Raw genomic sequence first — 15,756 nt, forward strand, 5'->3', positions numbered from 1 at the left:
CTCGGAGGAGAAGGAATGGACGAGACTTTCGACGACTACCTGGACGAGAACGGGAACATCACCATTCCCGATGATCGCACCCTGGTCGACCACGTCGAGAAGCACACCCGTAACGACGCGACCACCTTGGCGTACCGCTACATCGATTACTCGCGCGAGCGCGATGGCGAGGTACACGAGCTGACGTGGCAACAGTTCGGGGTCCGGCTGCGCGCGGTGGCCGGTCGCCTGCAGCAGGTCACCAGTCCCGGTGACCGAGTGGCGGTCCTCGCGCCGCAGGGACTCGACTATGTGATCTCATTCTTTGCCGCCATCTACGCGGGCACGATCGCGGTGCCGCTGTTCGATCCGGACGAACCGGGCCATACCGACCGGCTGCACGCGGTACTGGGTGATTGCAAACCGTCGGCCATCCTCACCGCCAGTTCGGCGGCGTCCGGCGTGCGCCAGTTCTTCCGGGGGCTGCCCGCCGCGCAGCGGCCGCGCATCATCGCCGTGGACGCGATTCCGGACAGTGTCGGTGACAGCTGGTCGCGCCCGGATATCGCGGTGGACGATATCGCCTATCTGCAGTACACCTCGGGTTCCACCCGGACCCCCGCCGGTGTGGAGATCACCCACCGCGCCGTGGGCACCAACCTGCTGCAGATGGTCGACGCCATCAACCTCGACTGGAACTCCCGCGGTGTCACCTGGCTGCCGCTGTTCCACGATATGGGTCTGCTGACGGTGATCCTGCCGGCCGTGGGCGGCAAGTTCATCACCATCATGTCGCCGGCGTCGTTCGTGCGGCGGCCGTACCGGTGGATCAAGGAGCTGGCGGCTGCCTCCGACGGTGCGGGCACCTTCGCCGCCGCCCCGAACTTCGCCTTCGAGCACGCGGCCGTGCGCGGTCTGCCCAAGAACGGTGAATCGCTGGACCTGTCCAATGTGATCGGCCTGATCAACGGCAGTGAGCCGGTGACCACCTCGTCGATGAAGAAGTTCAACGACGCGTTCGCGCCCTACGGGCTGCCGAAGACGGCCATCAAACCGTGCTACGGCATGGCCGAGGCCACCCTGTTCGTCTCGGCGACCAAGGCCGAGGACGAGGCCAAGGTCACCTATGTGGACCGCACCGAGCTCAATGCCGGGCGCATGGTGCGGGTCGAGCAGGACTCCGAGAACGCGATCGCACAGGTGAGCTGCGGCTATGTGGCGAAATCCCAGTGGGCGGTGATCGTCGATCCGGAATCGGTCGACGGTGACGCCCGGGAGCAGCCGGACGGCCATGTGGGCGAGATCTGGCTGCACGGCAACAATATGGGCATCGGGTACTGGGGCCGGGCGGCGGAAACCGCGGCGACCTTCCAGAACAAGATCGTCACCCCGCTGGCGGAGGGTAGCCACGCCGCGGGTACCACGCCCGATGCGTACTGGATGCGGACCGGCGATTACGGCGTGTATTTCGACAACGAGCTCTACATCACCGGCCGGGTCAAGGACCTGGTGATCGTCGACGGACGCAACCACTACCCGCAGGACCTCGAGTTCTCCGCGCAGGAGGCCAGCAGTGCGCTGCGGCCGGGCTTCGTCGCGGCGTTCTCGGTACCGGCCAACCAGTTGCCGGCCGAGGTGTTCGCGCAGGGCAGTCACTCGGGTCTGAAGTTCGACGCCGACGACGCCTCCGAGCAGCTGGTGGTCGTGGCCGAGCGCGGCCCGGGCGCCGGTAAGGCGGATCCGCTGCCGATCGCCGACGCGGTTCGAGCCTCGATCTCGCAGCGGCACGGTGTGACAGTGCGCGATCTGCTCCTGGTGCCGGCGGGTTCCATTCCGCGTACGTCCAGCGGCAAGATCGCCCGGCGTGCCTGTAAGGCCGCCTATGTCGAGGGCACCCTGCGGGGCGGTTACACCCAGCAGGCGTTCCCGGACGCGCCCGAGGAATAGCCCGACAACCGAGCCGGGTCGCGGCCTCGAGTGAGCGAAGCGCCCATCCACCACAGCGATGCGAGGCTGCTGCCGGGCACCGCGTAAAGACAGGTAGCTTGAGGACTGATGGCTGAGAACGAGGGCATGTCGCCGGAGACGACCGAGAACCTTTCCGCCGCGGAGGGCCGCGCCGCCGGGGCCGGCGACGCGCCCGCGGCCGGCGAATCCACCCCGGGCACCGAACTCTCGGTCGCCGAGCTGCGGGAATGGTTGCGGCGTTGGGTCGCCGAGGCTACCGGGCAGTCGGTCGACAAAATCACCGTGGACCGTCCGATGGAGGAGTTCGGACTGGCTTCCCGGGACGCGCTCGCGCTGGGGGGTGAGATCGAGGAACTCACCGGTGTGGTGTTGAACGCGACCGTGGTGTACCAACACCCGACCATCGCCTCGCTGGCCGACGTCATCGTCAACGGCCCGCCGGAGCTCACCGCCGAGGCCACCGACGACCAGTTCTATACCGCCGGATACGCACCGGGAGACGCGCACGATATCGCCATCGTGGGCCTGTCGACCCGGCTGCCCGGCGCGGGCGACACCCCGGAGTCGACCTGGGAATTCCTGATCAACGGTGGGGACGCCATTCGCGATCTGCCCGAGGGCCGGTGGGCGGAGTTCCTGAGCGAACCGCAGTTGGCGCAGGCAGTGGCCGAGGGCAATACTCGCGGCGGGTATCTGGACCAGGACGTCGTCACCGGATTCGACGCCGAGTTCTTCGCCATGTCGCCGGTCGAGGTCGAGCGGATCGACCCGCAGCAGCGGCTCATCATGGAACTCACCTGGGAGGCGCTCGAGCACGCCCGGATCCCGGCCAGTGACCTGCGCGGTGAGTCGGTCGGTGTGTATATCGGTACCTCCACCACCGACTTCCAGCTGGTCGCCGCGATGAGCCTGGGTGAGACCGATCCGAACGTCCCCGCTTCGGCGGAGGGCTACAAGATCACCGGCAGTGCCAGCAGCATCATCGCCAACCGCGTGTCCTACTTCTACGATTTCCGCGGCCCTTCGGTCGCGGTGGATACCGCTTGCTCCTCGACCCTGGTCGCGGTGCACCAGGCCGTGCAGGCGCTGCGCGCCGGTGACGCCGACGTGGCGCTGGCCGGCGGGGTGAACATGCTGCTCATGCCGATGACCACGCTCGGTTTCGACAAGATCGGCGCGGTGGCGAAGGACGGTCGGATCAAGGCGTTCTCTTCCGACGCGGACGGGATGGTTCGCTCCGAGGGTGCCGGGCTGATAGTGCTCAAACGGCTCGCCGACGCCGAACGCGACAACGACAACATCCTCGCGGTGGTCAAGGGCTCCGCCGTGAACAGCGACGGCCGGTCCAACGGGCTGCTCGCGCCGAATCCCGACGCCCAGGCCGATGTACTGCGCCGCGCCTACCGTGATGCCGGTATCGTGCCCTCCACCGTCGACTACATCGAGGCCCACGGCACCGGCACCCTGGTCGGCGACCCCCTCGAGGCCCAGGCGCTGGGCCAGGTGGTCGGTGCCGGTCGCGCCGCCGACGCACCCGTGCTGCTGGGTTCGGCGAAAACCAATTTCGGCCATCTGGAATCCGGAGCGGGCGCGGCGAGCTTGGCGAAGGTGCTCCTGGCGTTCCAGCACGATGTGCTGCCCGCCACGATCAACTACGCGGGTCCGAACCCTTACATCCCGTTCGAGCAGGCCCGGTTGAAGGTCGTCGACGAGCCGACTCCGTTCCCGCGCTACAGCGGTACCGCCACGGTCGGTATCTCCGGTTTCGGTTTCGGCGGGACCAATGCGCACGTGGTGCTGCAGGAGTACGTGCCCGCCGTGCCGGTGGAGGTCTCCGAGCCCTTCGTACCGGACGCGGACAGCGACACGCTGGACGTGGTGAGCACCGATGTGGTCGCCGAGGCCGAGGCGGTAGCCGCCGACGCCGCTCCCGAGCCCGAGTGGTCGGCCGACCGTGCCGAGCCGCTGCCGGTGATCCTGGCCGTCTCCGCCTATCTGCCGTCGCGCCGCCGCCAGGCCGCTGCGGACCTGGCCGACTGGCTGGAAACCGAAGCGGGACAGCGGACTCCGCTCGTGGACGTGGCCCGGTCGCTGGCCCGGCGCAGCCACTGGCGTTCGCGCGGTGTGGTGCTGGCCTCCGATCACGCCGAGGCCGTGGCCGGACTGCGGGCGATCGCCGCCGGCAAACCGGGCCAGGGCGTTTTCACCGCCGATGCCCCGGCCGCGCAGGGACCCATGTGGGTGATGGCCGGGTTCGGCGCCCAGCACCGGAAGATGGGCAAACAGCTCTACCAGGAGAACGCGATCTTCCGGCGCACCGTCGACGAGGTCGACGAACTCGTGCAGGACGAGGCCGGGTACTCGGTGCGCGAGATGATCCTCGACGACGGCCAGGACTACGACGTGGGCACCTCCCAGGTCGGTATCTTCACCATCCAACTCGGTCTGGCCGCGCTGCTGCGGGCGCACGGCGCGGAACCCGCGGCCGTGGTCGGGCACTCCATGGGCGAGGTGGCCGGTGCCTACATCTGCGGCGGCCTGTCGCTGGAGGACGCGGTGCGCGTCATCTGCGCGCGGTCGCGGTTGATGGGCGAGGGCGAGCAGATGCTTTCCGACGCCGATGTGCGCAATATGGCACTGGTCGAGATGAGTGCCGACGAGGTCGCCGCACTGCTGCCGGAATTTCCCGATGTCGAGGTCGCGGTGTACGCCGCACCGACCAATACGGTGATCGGTGGTCCGGTCGACCAGGTCTCGGCGATTGTCGGCCGGGTGGAGGAAGCCGGTAAATTCGCCCGCGTCCTGCAGACCAAGGGCGCCGGGCACACCTCCCAGATGGACCCGCTGCTGGGCGAACTGGCCGCCGAACTGGCCGGTATCGAGCCCACGAAGCCGAAGGTCGGCTTGTACTCCACGGTCGACAAGGAGCAGTACTACGTGCCCGGCCACGACCCGGTGCACACCGAGGACTACTGGGTGAAGAACATGCGGCACAGCGTGTACTTCACCAACGCGGTACGACTCGCGGTCGATTCCGGCATCACTACGTTCCTGGAGCTGGCGCCGAACTCGGTGGCGCTGATGCAGGTGCTGGGCACCACCTTCGCCGCCGGGCTCCCCGACGCGCAGCTGATTCCGACGCTCAAGCGCAAGGAAGACGAATCGGCCGGTGTCATCGCCGCGCTGGCGCAGCTGTACGTGCACGGCCATGCGGTCGACCTGGGCTCACTGGTACCGGCCGGGCCGTACGCCGATATCCCGCGTACCGCGTTCGTCCGGAAACCGTACTGGCCCAAGATGAGTGGCTTCTCGGCCGGTGGGAACGCCCGGGTACCGGGTGCGTCGGTCGCGCTGCCGGACGGCCGGCACGTCTGGGAGGTCCGGGCCGCGTCGGTCGACGATCTGCCCACGCTGGTGCGTTCGGCCGCGACCCAGGTACTCGCGGATGTGAATCCGGGCGCGAGTATCGCGCACGCGCCGCTGCCCGCCACCGGCACACTCGTCACAACGCTGACCCCGCATCCGGGTGGCGCGTCCATCCAGGTGCACGCGCGCGACGGTGCGCAGTTCCGGCTGCTGTTCGACGCGGTGGTCACCTCCGGTGCCGCGCTGCCGGCGCCCGCCGAACCGGCCCCCGCCGCGCCCACGCACACCGAACCCGAGGCCGTCGAAACGGCCATCGACACCGCCGGTTCCGGTGACCGCTGGAATCCGGACAGCGGTCAGACGGTGGAGGAGCGGCTGGCGCTGATCGTCGCCGAATCCATGGGTTACTCGGTCGAGGATCTGCCGATGGAGATCCCGCTCATGGAACTCGGGCTGGACTCCCTGATGGCCATGCGGATCAAGAACCGGGTCGAATACGAGTTCGATATCCCGCAGTTGCAGGTCTCCGCGGTTCGCGACGCCAGCCTGCACGAGGTCGGCAAGGTGCTCCGCTACGCGATCGAGCACCGCGACGAGGTCCAGGCGATGGCCGACCAGCAGGCCAGTGGGGAATCGGGCGCGCTCAGCGTGGACGACGATTTCGTGAACGCCGCCAAGGCCGCCATGGAGGCCGGGGAGGACCCGGTCGCCGCGCTGAACCAGGGGACGGGCGCTTCGGAAACCCCGGCTGCTGCGCCGGCCCCTGCCGCGCCGAAGGCCGAACCGGCCGCGGGTGCCGCGCTCTTCGGCGGCGGGGCCGCGGGGTCGGACGAGGACAATGTTCCGCCACGTGACGCTGCCGAGCGCCTCACCTATGCGACCTGGGCCACCATCACCGGCGAATCGGCCGGGGGGATCTTCAATACCCTTCCGATCCTGGACGAGGACACCGCGGAGAAGCTCGCCGCCCGTCTCACCGAGCGGGTGGGCGCGGAGGTCACCGTCGACGATGTGCTCGATTCGGAGACCATCGAACAGCTCGCCGATGTGGTGCGCACCTTGCAGGACAGCGGTGCCGATGTCGACGGCTTCGTCCGTCCCATCCGGGCGCGGGGCGAGAACTCCGATGCAGTACCCGTGTTCGTCTTCCATCCCGCCGGCGGAAACACCCTGGTCTACGAGCCACTGCTGAAGCGGCTGCCCGAAGGCACGCCGATGTACGGGTTCGAGCGGGTCGACGGTGCGATCGAAGAACGGGCTCGAGAGTACGTACCGGAACTGCGCAAGCTCCAGGGCGACGGACCCTATGTCCTCTACGGCTGGTCGCTGGGCGCGGTCCTGGCGATGGCGGTCGCGCAGATCCTCCGTGCCGAGGGTGCCGATGTGCGCCTGGTGGGCCTGATCGACCTCGCGATCCCCGCCCAGCCGGAGGACAACAGCCCGCAGGAGCGGCTGGAGCGTATGCGGCGCTATCAGGTGTTCGCCAAGAAGACCTTCAATGTCGCCGGTGAACTCGACGACGACCAGCTCCGTGAACTGGCCGACTCCTCCGAGGAGGAGCAGTTCAAGATGATCACCGACCTGATCAGGATGACCGGGGCCAAGATCCCGGGTGGAGTACTCGAACACCAGAAGACCTCGTGGATCGAGAACCGCGCGCTGCAGCGGGTCCAGCCCACGCACTACGAGGGCGATGTGGTGCTCTATCTGGCCGACCGCTACCACGACGGCGCGATCGAGCTCGAACCCCGCTATGCCGAGCGCCGGCCCAACGGCGGCTGGGACGAGTACCTCCCCAACCTGGAGATCGTGCACATCCCCGGCGACCACCTCCAAATCATCGATGAACCGAGGATCGGCCGAATCGGTACAGACCTGACCGCTAAACTCGACCGGATCACTTCGAGCGCGGCCAGGAAAGGGAGCTAGTGAGCACGACTGCGGAGAAACTCGCCGATCTGCGTAAGCGCCTGGAGCTGGCGCAGGAACCGGCAGGGGAGGCCGCTGTCGCGAAGCGGGCGCGCAAGGGGATCCCCAGCGCGCGTGATCGGATCAAGATGCTGCTCGATCCGGGTTCGTTCGTGGAGATCGGTGCTCTGGTCCGGCGCCCGGGTGATCCGGACGCGCTCTACGGCGACGGTGTGGTCACCGGTCACGGCCTGGTCGACGGTCGCCCGGTTGCGGTGTTCTCCCACGATCAGACCGTGTACGGCGGTTCGGTCGGCGAGATGTTCGGCCGCAAAGTGGCCGCGGTGATGGAGTACGCGGCCAAGGTGGGCTGCCCGCTGGTCGGTATCAACGATTCCGGCGGTGCCCGGGTGCAGGAGGCGGTGTCTTCGCTGGCCTGGTACGCCGAGCTGGCGACCCGGCAGGAACTGCTGTCGGGGATGGTCCCGACCGTTTCACTCATCCTGGGCAAATGCGCCGGTGGCGCGGTGTACTCGCCGATCAACACCGATGTCGTGGTCGCCACCGAGGCGGCCTACATGTTCGTCACCGGTCCCAAGGTGATCCGTGAGGTCACCGGCGAGGACGTCAGTCTGGAAGAACTGGGTGGGGCGCACAGCCAGGCCCAGTACGGCAATATCCATCATGTCGCCAAGGACGAGCAGGCGGCTTTCGAATGGGTCCGGGACTACCTGTCCTATCTGCCGACCAGTTGCCAGGAGAAGCCGCCGATCGTGAACCCCGGCCTCGAACCGGAGATCACCGATTCGGATCGGGAATTGAACTCCCTGGTACCGGATTCGGACAACTCCGGTTACGACATGCACGAGGTGCTGCTGCGTATCTTCGACGACGGCCACTTCCACGAGTACGGCGCCGAAGCCGGCCGAAACATCATCACCGGATTCGCCCGGGTGGACGGCCGCAGTGTCGGCGTGGTGGCCAATCAGCCGATGGTCTACGCGGGTGCCCTCGACGCCCGGGCTTCGGACAAGGCCTCACATTTCGTGCGGCTCTGCGATGCCTACGAGATCCCGCTGGTGTTCGTGGTCGACACCCCGGGCTTCCTGCCCGGCGTGGAGCAGGAGAAGGTCGGCGTGATCAAACGCGGCGGCCGGTTCCTGTTCGCCTTCGTGGAGGCGACCGTGCCGAAGGTGACCGTCGTTGTCCGCAAGTCCTACGGCGGCGGCTACGCGGTGATGGGATCCAAGCAGCTGGGTGCCGATATCAATCTGGCCTGGCCCACCGCCCGGATCGCGGTGATGGGTGCGGAGAGCGCGGTGAGCCTGATCGGTGCGGCGCAGATCGCGGCCGCGCCCGAGGAGCAGAAAGCGGCCGTACGCCAGCAGATGATCGACTTCTACAACGCCACCATGGCCACGCCGTGGGTCGCGGCCGAACGCGGCTTCATCGACGCGGTGATCGAACCGGCGCAGACTCGGCTGGAGCTACGACGGGCGCTACATCTGCTGCGGGACAAGACCGTGATCCGTAACCCGCGTAAACATCACCTGCTGCCGCTGTAGCCGCTCGCGGTTCGGGTTGTTCCGCGGGAACAACCCGAACCGTCACGTACCGATCCTGCTCAGCCGGTGATCGCCGCGGATTCGATGACCACGTTGTCCACCGGGACGTCCTGGTGCATGCCCTGCGACGAGGTGGACACGCCGGCGATCTTGTCGACCACGTCGGTGCCGTCGGTGACCTCGCCGAATACGGCGTAGCCCCAGCCCTGGCCCGCCGGCTGGGTGTGGTTGAGGAAGTCGTTGTCGGCGACGTTGATGAAGAACTGCGCGGTCGCCGAGTGCGGATCGTTGGTACGCGCCATGGCGACCGTGTACTTGTTGTTCTTCAGGCCGTTGGCCGCCTCGTTCTGGATGGGCGCCTGCGTGGGCTTCTGCTGCATCTGGCCGTCGAAACCACCGCCCTGGATCATGAAGCCCGGGATAACGCGGTGGAAGATCGTGCCGTCGTAATGTCCCGACTTGACGTATTCGACGAAGTTACGGACGGTGTCCGGCGCCTTCGCCTCGTCAAGTTGGAGGCCGATGGTTCCGTAGTTCGTCTCGAGATTCACCTTGGTCATGCCCCTACCTTTCCATTACCGCCGCTGGACCCCGCGCTTAAGGGGGTGTTTCCCGGCAGATTGTGCCAGCCGCCCGTCTTTACCCCATTCGGGTGGTTTGTATGCGCCGGTTGTCGGGTGTGTTCGCGCTCGGATCGGGTACGCGCCGGGGGCACCACCGGGCCCCGCGCGCCGCGCCCAAGTAGCATGCCAGCGTGCCAGAAGTCGCCACCGCAGTACTGACGAAGACGCCACCGGAGCCGGAGCCGAAGGTCGCGCCGAAGGATTTCCGGATCGCGCGTCTCGTCGCGATCGTCACCGGTGTGCTGGGGGCGCTGTTCGCGGTCGCCACACCCTTCCTACCCGTCACCCAGACCACGGCGACGCTGAGCTGGCCGCAACACGACAGCCTGGCCAATGTGCAGGCACCGCTCATGTCGCAGGTGCCAATCGATCTCGCCGCGACCATCCCGTGCGCGGCGGTGAATCAGCTGCCCCCGCAGGGCGGCATGCTGCTGGCCACCGCACCTCCGCAGGGCGACCGCGCGGCGCTCGAGGCGCTGTTCGTCCGAGTTTCGGAAACCTCGGTGGATGTGGTGGACCGTAATGCGGTCGTGGCGACCGCCGACCGGGCGGAGATGGCGAACTGTTCGGCCATCACCATCCATTCCGATATCGAAGCCACCAGCGCGGCCTTCGTCGGGCTCACCACCGAAGCCGGCGAACCCAACGCGGGCCGGCTGGTCGGTGATCTGCGTCCGCAGATGGTCGGTGTGTTCACCGATATGACCGGCGGTATCCCGGCCGGGCTGAGCCTGGAGTCCACGATCGACACCCGGTTCAGCTCCAGCCCCACCTGGATCAAACTCGCCGCGATCGTGGCCGCGGTGCTGTGCACGGTGCTGTCGCTGGTGGCGCTGGCGCGACTGGACACCAGTGACGGGCGCGGCCACCGGCGTTTCCTGCCGGCGCACTGGCTGAAGCCCACCCTGGCCGACGGCGGGGTCGTCGGCACGCTGCTGCTCTGGCATTTCCTGGGCGCCAACACCTCCGACGACGGCTACATCCTGAGCATGGTCCGGGTGGCGCCGGACGCGGGCTATATGGCCAATTACTTCCGCTGGTACGGCGTGCCCGAGGCACCGTTCGGCTGGTACTACTACGTGATCCAGCTGTTCGCCCAGGTCTCCACGGCCAGTCCGTGGGTCCGGCTGCCCGCGCTGGCATGCGGGATCCTGTGCTGGATGGTGATCAGTCGCGAGGTGGTGCCGCGGCTGGGCAACGGCCTGCGCGGTGCGCGGGGACGCGCCTGGTTCGGCAGCGTCCCGCTGTGGACCGGCGGCCTGGTCTTCCTGGCGTTCTGGCTGCCCTACGACAACGGTCTGCGGTCGGAGCCCATCGTCGCGCTCGGCGCACTGCTCACCTGGGTTTCCATCGAACGCGCCATCGCGACCGGGCGATTGCTGCCGGCCGCGGTGGCGGTGGTGGTCGCGGCGTTCACCCTCGCCGCCGCGCCGACCGGCCTCATGTGTGTGGCCGCGCTGCTGGCCGGTATCCGGCCCATCACCCGCATCATCGTGCGCCGGCACCGGGAGCACGGTACGGTCGCGCTGCTCGCGCCGTTGGCCGCCGCCGGATTCCTGGTACTCACCGTGGTCTACGGCGACCAGACCTTCGCCGGTATCCAGGAGGCGAACCAGATCCGGCAGCTGGCCGGGCCCAACCTGGCCTGGTACGAGGACTACCTGCGGTACTACTACCTGTTTGTCGAGACCGTCGACGGGTCGCTGTCGCGCCGCTTCGCCTTCCTGGTGATGCTGCTGTGCTTGTTCACCACCATGCTGGTGCTGCTGCGCCGGCGGCGGGTGCCGGGTATCGCCGCCGGGCCGACCTGGCGGTTGATGGGCGTGGTGTTCGGCACGATCTTCTTCATGATGTTCAACCCGACCAAGTGGACCCACCACTTCGGCGCCTACGCCGGAATCGCGGGTTCGCTGGCCGCGGTGACCGCCGTCGCGGTATCGGCCTCGGCGCTGCGGGCGCGCAAGAACCGGGCGATCTTCTTGGCCGGGTTGCTGTTCACGCTGGCGCTGGCGTTCTCCGGTATCAACGGCTACTGGTATGTGTCCAGTTACGGGGTGCCCTGGTTCGACAAGCGGGTGGTGCTGGGCGGTATCTCCTCCAACACCGTGATGCTGGTGCTGTTCGCCGCGGCCCTGCTGTTGGTCGGCTGGCACACCCTGCGTGAGGGGTACGCCAAACCCCCGAACTCCACGCGCACCGCCCGGGGCCGCCGCGTCCGTAAGTTCGCGGCGATCCCGCTCACGCTGGTGGCCGCGGCCATGGTGCTGTTCGAGGTGCTCTCCCTGGCCAAGGGCGCCTACTCGCAGTATCCGGGGTATTCGCTGGCCCGCGGCAATATCGATGCGCTGACCGGGCAGAGCTGCGGTCTGGCCAACGATGTGCTGGTCGAATCGAACGCGAACGCCGGCCGGCTGAACCCGATCATCGACCCGGCGAATCCGCCCACCAACCCGAACGATCCGCTGGCCGGCGTCGATCCGGTCGGCTTCTCGCCCAACGGCGTCCCCGACGATCTGTCCGCCGACGCGGTCGAGGTGAAACCGGGTACCGGCAACACCTCCAATCAGTCGGTGGGCGCGGCGTTCGCCGAGGGCCAGAACGCCGGTACCGGCGGCGGACAGGGCGCGCAGGGTGTGAACGGCAGCACCGTGGCCCTGCCCTTCGGCCTGGACCCGGCCACCACGCCCGTCCTGGGCAGCTACCAGGAGGGTGTACAGCAGCCCGCGTTCGTCTCGTCGAGCTGGTACGAACTGCCGGAACGCTCGCCCGACCATCCGCTGGTGGTCATTACCGCGGCCGGCCGCATCCTGTCCTACGACGACACCGGTGCCATGCAGTACGGCCAGTCGCTGACCGTCGATTACGGCAAACGGCAGCCGGACGGTTCGGTAACACAGCTCGGCACCTACCTGCCTCGCGATATCGGTCCCTTCCCGTCCTGGCGCAACCTGCGGGTGCCGCTGGACGAGATCGCCCCCGAGGCCGACGCCGTCCGGGTCGTCGCAGGCGATCCGATCCTGATCGGCGACCAGTGGCTGGCGTTCACCCCGCCGCGGTTGCCGAAACTGGAATCCGCAAACGACTACCTGCGTTCGGAGCAGCCGATTCTGCTCGACTGGGCAGTCGGCCTGCAGTTCCCCTGCCAGCGCCCGTTCCGACACGTGAACGGGGTCGCCGAGGTACCGAAGTTCCGCATCCTGCCGGACCGCCCGCTCGCGGTGAGCTCCACCAACACCTGGCAGGCCCAGGAGTTCGGCGGTCCGCTCGGGTTCTCTCAGATGCTGGCCAAGTCGACCACGATCCCCACCTACCTGAAGAACGACTGGGGCCGGGACTGGGGCACGCTGGAACGCTACGACCAGTACTACGACGCGGTACCGGCGGAACTGGCGACGGGGACCGAGACCCGCAACGGGTTGTGGGATCCGGGCAGGCTGCGGGTTTTCTGATCTCCTGACGACTGCGGCGACCGGGCACCGAATGTACAATTTCTGGTGTCCGGTCGTCTCATTTTGTACAGGAGGTTCTCATGTCGCTAACCCACATCGAGATCGACGACGAGGAACTGGAGACCGCCAAGAAACTGGGTGGTCACAAGACCAAGACAGCGGCGGTCGCCGAGGCATTGCGGCAGTACAACCAACGCATGAGTCGCGCGGCCGCTGTTGACTACTACTTCGAACTAGCGCAGGACTGGGATATCGAAGGAGCTGAAGCCGCCCATGCGGCAGAGAAGAGGGCATTTCGCCAGTGACCGGCTACCTTGTCGACTCCTCGGCGTTGTGGCGCATCCTTCGGGACCGCACGGTCCTGGACCGGTGGCGGGAAACTCTTGCCAACGGCGAGTTTCGTTCTTGCTACCCGCAACGCAGCGAATTCTTGACCTCGGCGCGAAATCTGAAGGAATATTCGGACTTCTGCCGTATGTTCGACACCCTGTACCGAGATGCCACAGTCCCGAAGGGGGCCGGCCAGTGGATTGGGAAAGTCCAGTATTTCGCGGCCGAGCGAGGAAGTCACCAATGCTTCTCGGCAGTGGACCTGCAAGTGTGTGCTACCGCGGCGCATCACGGTCTGATGGTCGTGCACGATGATTCGGACTTTGTCACCGCGACCAGGCTGTCGGTCGAGCTCCAGCAGATCAATGTGCACGAAGGGCCAATCGATTCCGACTCCTGACGGTCCGTTCGCAGACGCCGTCGATGTCGGCGGTCAGTGTGTACGCGGGCCGGTGGTGACCCCTGCACTAGGCTGACCGACGCCCAGTAGGTGGATCGGGAGCCGGAGGTAAGTACGCCGATGACTACGAGTCGCGGCGCGCGGTTGGTGCGTCAGGTCGGGGCCGGAGTCGGCGAAGCGGTGCTCGCGACGGTGGTCGCGGTGGTGGTGGTCGCCGTCGGGCTGGTCGCGTTCTCCCTGGTGCAGTGGCCCGCGTTCAACTCCTCCAATGTCGTGCGGGCACTGACCACTGTCGGTCAGGTGGGGGCCGCGGCGCTCATCGCGGGGTCCATCGCCCTACTGCGACTGCGGCGTGCGCGATGGCTCGCGAAACTGCTGTCCTGGACCGGTATCTCGGCGTTCGTCACCGTCACTCTCGGGATGCCGCTGGCGGCCACCAAGCTGTACCTGTTCGGTATCTCGGTGGACCAGGAGTTCCGGACCGAATACCTGACCCGGCTCACCGACAGCGCCGCGTTGCGCGATATGACCTACGCCGATCTGCCGCCGTTCTATCCGGCCGGCTGGTTCTGGGTCGGCGGCCGGGTGGCGAATGTGCTCGGGATGGACGGCTGGGAAGTGTTCAAACCGTATGCGATCGGGTCGATCGCGGTGGCCGCGATGGTATCGCTGGTGCTGTGGACCCAGCTGATCCGCGCGGATTGGGCGGTGGGGGTCACCAGCGCGGTGACGGCCGTGGCCGTCACCTATGCCGCGCCGGAGGCCTATGGCGCGGTGATCGCGATTCTGTTGCCGCCGGTGCTGGTGATGGCGTGGGGCGCGCTGTACCGCCCCGCCGAGATCGCCGGCCCGACCGCGGACGCGGCGGAAACGCGTACCGCGGGTGGCTGGGGCGCGGTGCTGGGCACCGGGCTGTTCCTGGGGCTCGCCGCCGCCTGCTACACCCTGTACTTCGCCTTCGCGGTGTTCACCGTCGTGCTCATGGCGGTGGTCGCGGCCGGACTGGGCCTGCGGTTGCGCTACGCGGCCCGGACACCGCGCCGGGTGGCGGCACACACCGAGGAGTCGCACGCGCCGGTCGGTAGCGCCGGCCGGGCTATCGGCGCACCGCTGCTGCGACTGATCGTGATGGGCGTGATCGCCGCCCTGATCGCGCTGCCGGTGTTCCTGCCGTTCCTGGTCCGGATGCTGGATCGGCCGAAACTGCAGTCCGGGGGCGCGTTCCACTACCTGCCCGAGGCCGGATCCGAACTACCGTTTCCCATGGCGCATTTCTCGCTGCTCGGCGCGCTGTGCCTGATCGGAACCATCTGGCTGGTGATGCGCGCGAGCTCCTCCCGCCGTGCCCAGTCGCTCGGCCTCGGCGTGGTCGCGGTGTACCTGTGGTCGCTGCTGTCGATGCTGGCCACCGCGGCGGGATCCACGTTGCTGTCGTTCCGGCTGGAACCGGTGCTGCTGGTCCTGCTGGCGGCCGCGGGCGGGTTCGGTTTCGTGGAGGGGGCGCGGGCGGTATACCAGGCGCTCAACGAACCGACGCGGTTCCGCTGGGTGGCCATAGCGCTGGCGACGGTGGGCGCGCTCGCCTACTGCCAGGACATCCCCCATGTCCTGGCACCCGAGATCACCACCGCCTACACCGATACCGACGGGGACGGCCGGCGGGCCGACCAGCGCGATCCGTCGGCGGTCCGGCACTACCACAACATCGACGACGCGTTGCGGGCCCAGACCGGCCGCGAACCGTCGGAAACAGTGTTGCTCACCGGCGACACCACCTTCCTCGCCTACTACCCGTACTTCGGCTTCCAGGGCATGACCTCGCACTACGCCAACCCGCTGGCCGATTACGCGGATCGGTCCGCGGCGATCGAGCAGTGGAGCGAAAAGGACACACCGGACGAACTTCTCGACGCGCTGTCCACGGCGCCGTGGCGCGCGCCCGACGCGTTCCTGTTCCGTCGCAGTGGTGACGAGTACACCCTGCGACTGGCCGCCGATGTGTACCCGAACGACCCGAACGTCCGTCGCTACACCGTCGCGTTCCCCGCGAAATTGTTCGACGACCCGCGTTTCACTGTGACCGATATCGGCCCGTTCACCCTGATCGTCGTGAACCGCTGAGCGGTATCGCCAGCCGCCGGCCGCCCGGTTCCCGCGGTGTCCGGCCG

At 67.6% G+C, this 15,756-nt stretch carries 8 protein-coding genes; 7 read left to right on the forward strand and 1 reads right to left on the reverse strand.

Annotated features, from left to right (window positions below; all coding sequences use genetic code 11):
- Window positions 1–15: 15 nt before the first annotated feature.
- The 3 genes from fadD32 to NGR01S_RS24125 all read left to right on the forward strand — a co-directional run bounded on the left by fadD32 (window position 16) and on the right by NGR01S_RS24125 (window position 8,786).
- A complete protein-coding gene (gene fadD32, locus NGR01S_RS24115) occupies window positions 16–1,926 on the forward strand; it encodes a long-chain-fatty-acid--AMP ligase FadD32 (RefSeq protein WP_063040599.1) in 1,911 nt (636 codons plus the stop codon).
- Window positions 1,927–2,034: 108 nt separating this feature from the next.
- Window positions 2,035–7,242 carry a polyketide synthase Pks13 gene (pks13, locus tag NGR01S_RS24120; RefSeq protein WP_084481655.1) on the forward strand — a complete coding sequence of 1,736 codons (5,208 nt, stop codon included), beginning with the start codon at window positions 2,035–2,037 and terminating at the stop codon, window positions 7,240–7,242.
- Window positions 7,242–8,786, forward strand: a complete 1,545-nt coding sequence (locus tag NGR01S_RS24125; RefSeq protein ID WP_063040603.1) for an acyl-CoA carboxylase subunit beta — start codon at window positions 7,242–7,244, stop codon at window positions 8,784–8,786. Before pks13 ends, NGR01S_RS24125 begins: the two co-directional genes overlap by 1 nt.
- 59 nt (window positions 8,787–8,845) lie before the next feature.
- Here NGR01S_RS24125 and NGR01S_RS24130 read toward each other — a convergent pair whose 3' ends face one another.
- Complete coding sequence (locus tag NGR01S_RS24130; protein WP_063040605.1) at window positions 8,846–9,346, reverse strand: peptidylprolyl isomerase; 501 nt, start codon at window positions 9,344–9,346, stop codon at window positions 8,846–8,848.
- Window positions 9,347–9,540: 194 nt separating this feature from the next.
- On the opposite strand from NGR01S_RS24130, the gene NGR01S_RS24135 reads away from it, so the two are divergent.
- The 4 genes from NGR01S_RS24135 to NGR01S_RS24150 all read left to right on the forward strand — a co-directional run bounded on the left by NGR01S_RS24135 (window position 9,541) and on the right by NGR01S_RS24150 (window position 15,709).
- Window positions 9,541–12,858: an arabinosyltransferase domain-containing protein gene (locus NGR01S_RS24135; protein ID WP_084481656.1), complete on the forward strand. Its 3,318-nt coding sequence runs from the start codon at window positions 9,541–9,543 to the stop codon at window positions 12,856–12,858.
- Between the two features lie 80 nt (window positions 12,859–12,938).
- Window positions 12,939–13,163 (forward strand): type II toxin-antitoxin system VapB family antitoxin, encoded by a 225-nt coding sequence (locus NGR01S_RS24140; protein WP_063040607.1) that lies wholly within the window; start codon window positions 12,939–12,941, stop codon window positions 13,161–13,163.
- Window positions 13,160–13,588 carry a PIN domain-containing protein gene (locus NGR01S_RS24145; protein WP_063040609.1) on the forward strand — a complete coding sequence of 143 codons (429 nt, stop codon included), beginning with the start codon at window positions 13,160–13,162 and terminating at the stop codon, window positions 13,586–13,588. Before NGR01S_RS24140 ends, NGR01S_RS24145 begins: the two co-directional genes overlap by 4 nt.
- A gap of 120 nt (window positions 13,589–13,708) precedes the next feature.
- Window positions 13,709–15,709, forward strand: coding sequence for a galactan 5-O-arabinofuranosyltransferase (locus tag NGR01S_RS24150; RefSeq protein ID WP_063040612.1), 2,001 nt, complete (start codon window positions 13,709–13,711; stop codon window positions 15,707–15,709).
- Window positions 15,710–15,756: the final 47 nt, after the last annotated feature.

This window comes from Nocardia grenadensis NBRC 108939 (assembly GCF_001613445.1).
Classification (GTDB): Bacteria; Actinomycetota; Actinomycetes; order Mycobacteriales; family Mycobacteriaceae; genus Nocardia; species Nocardia grenadensis.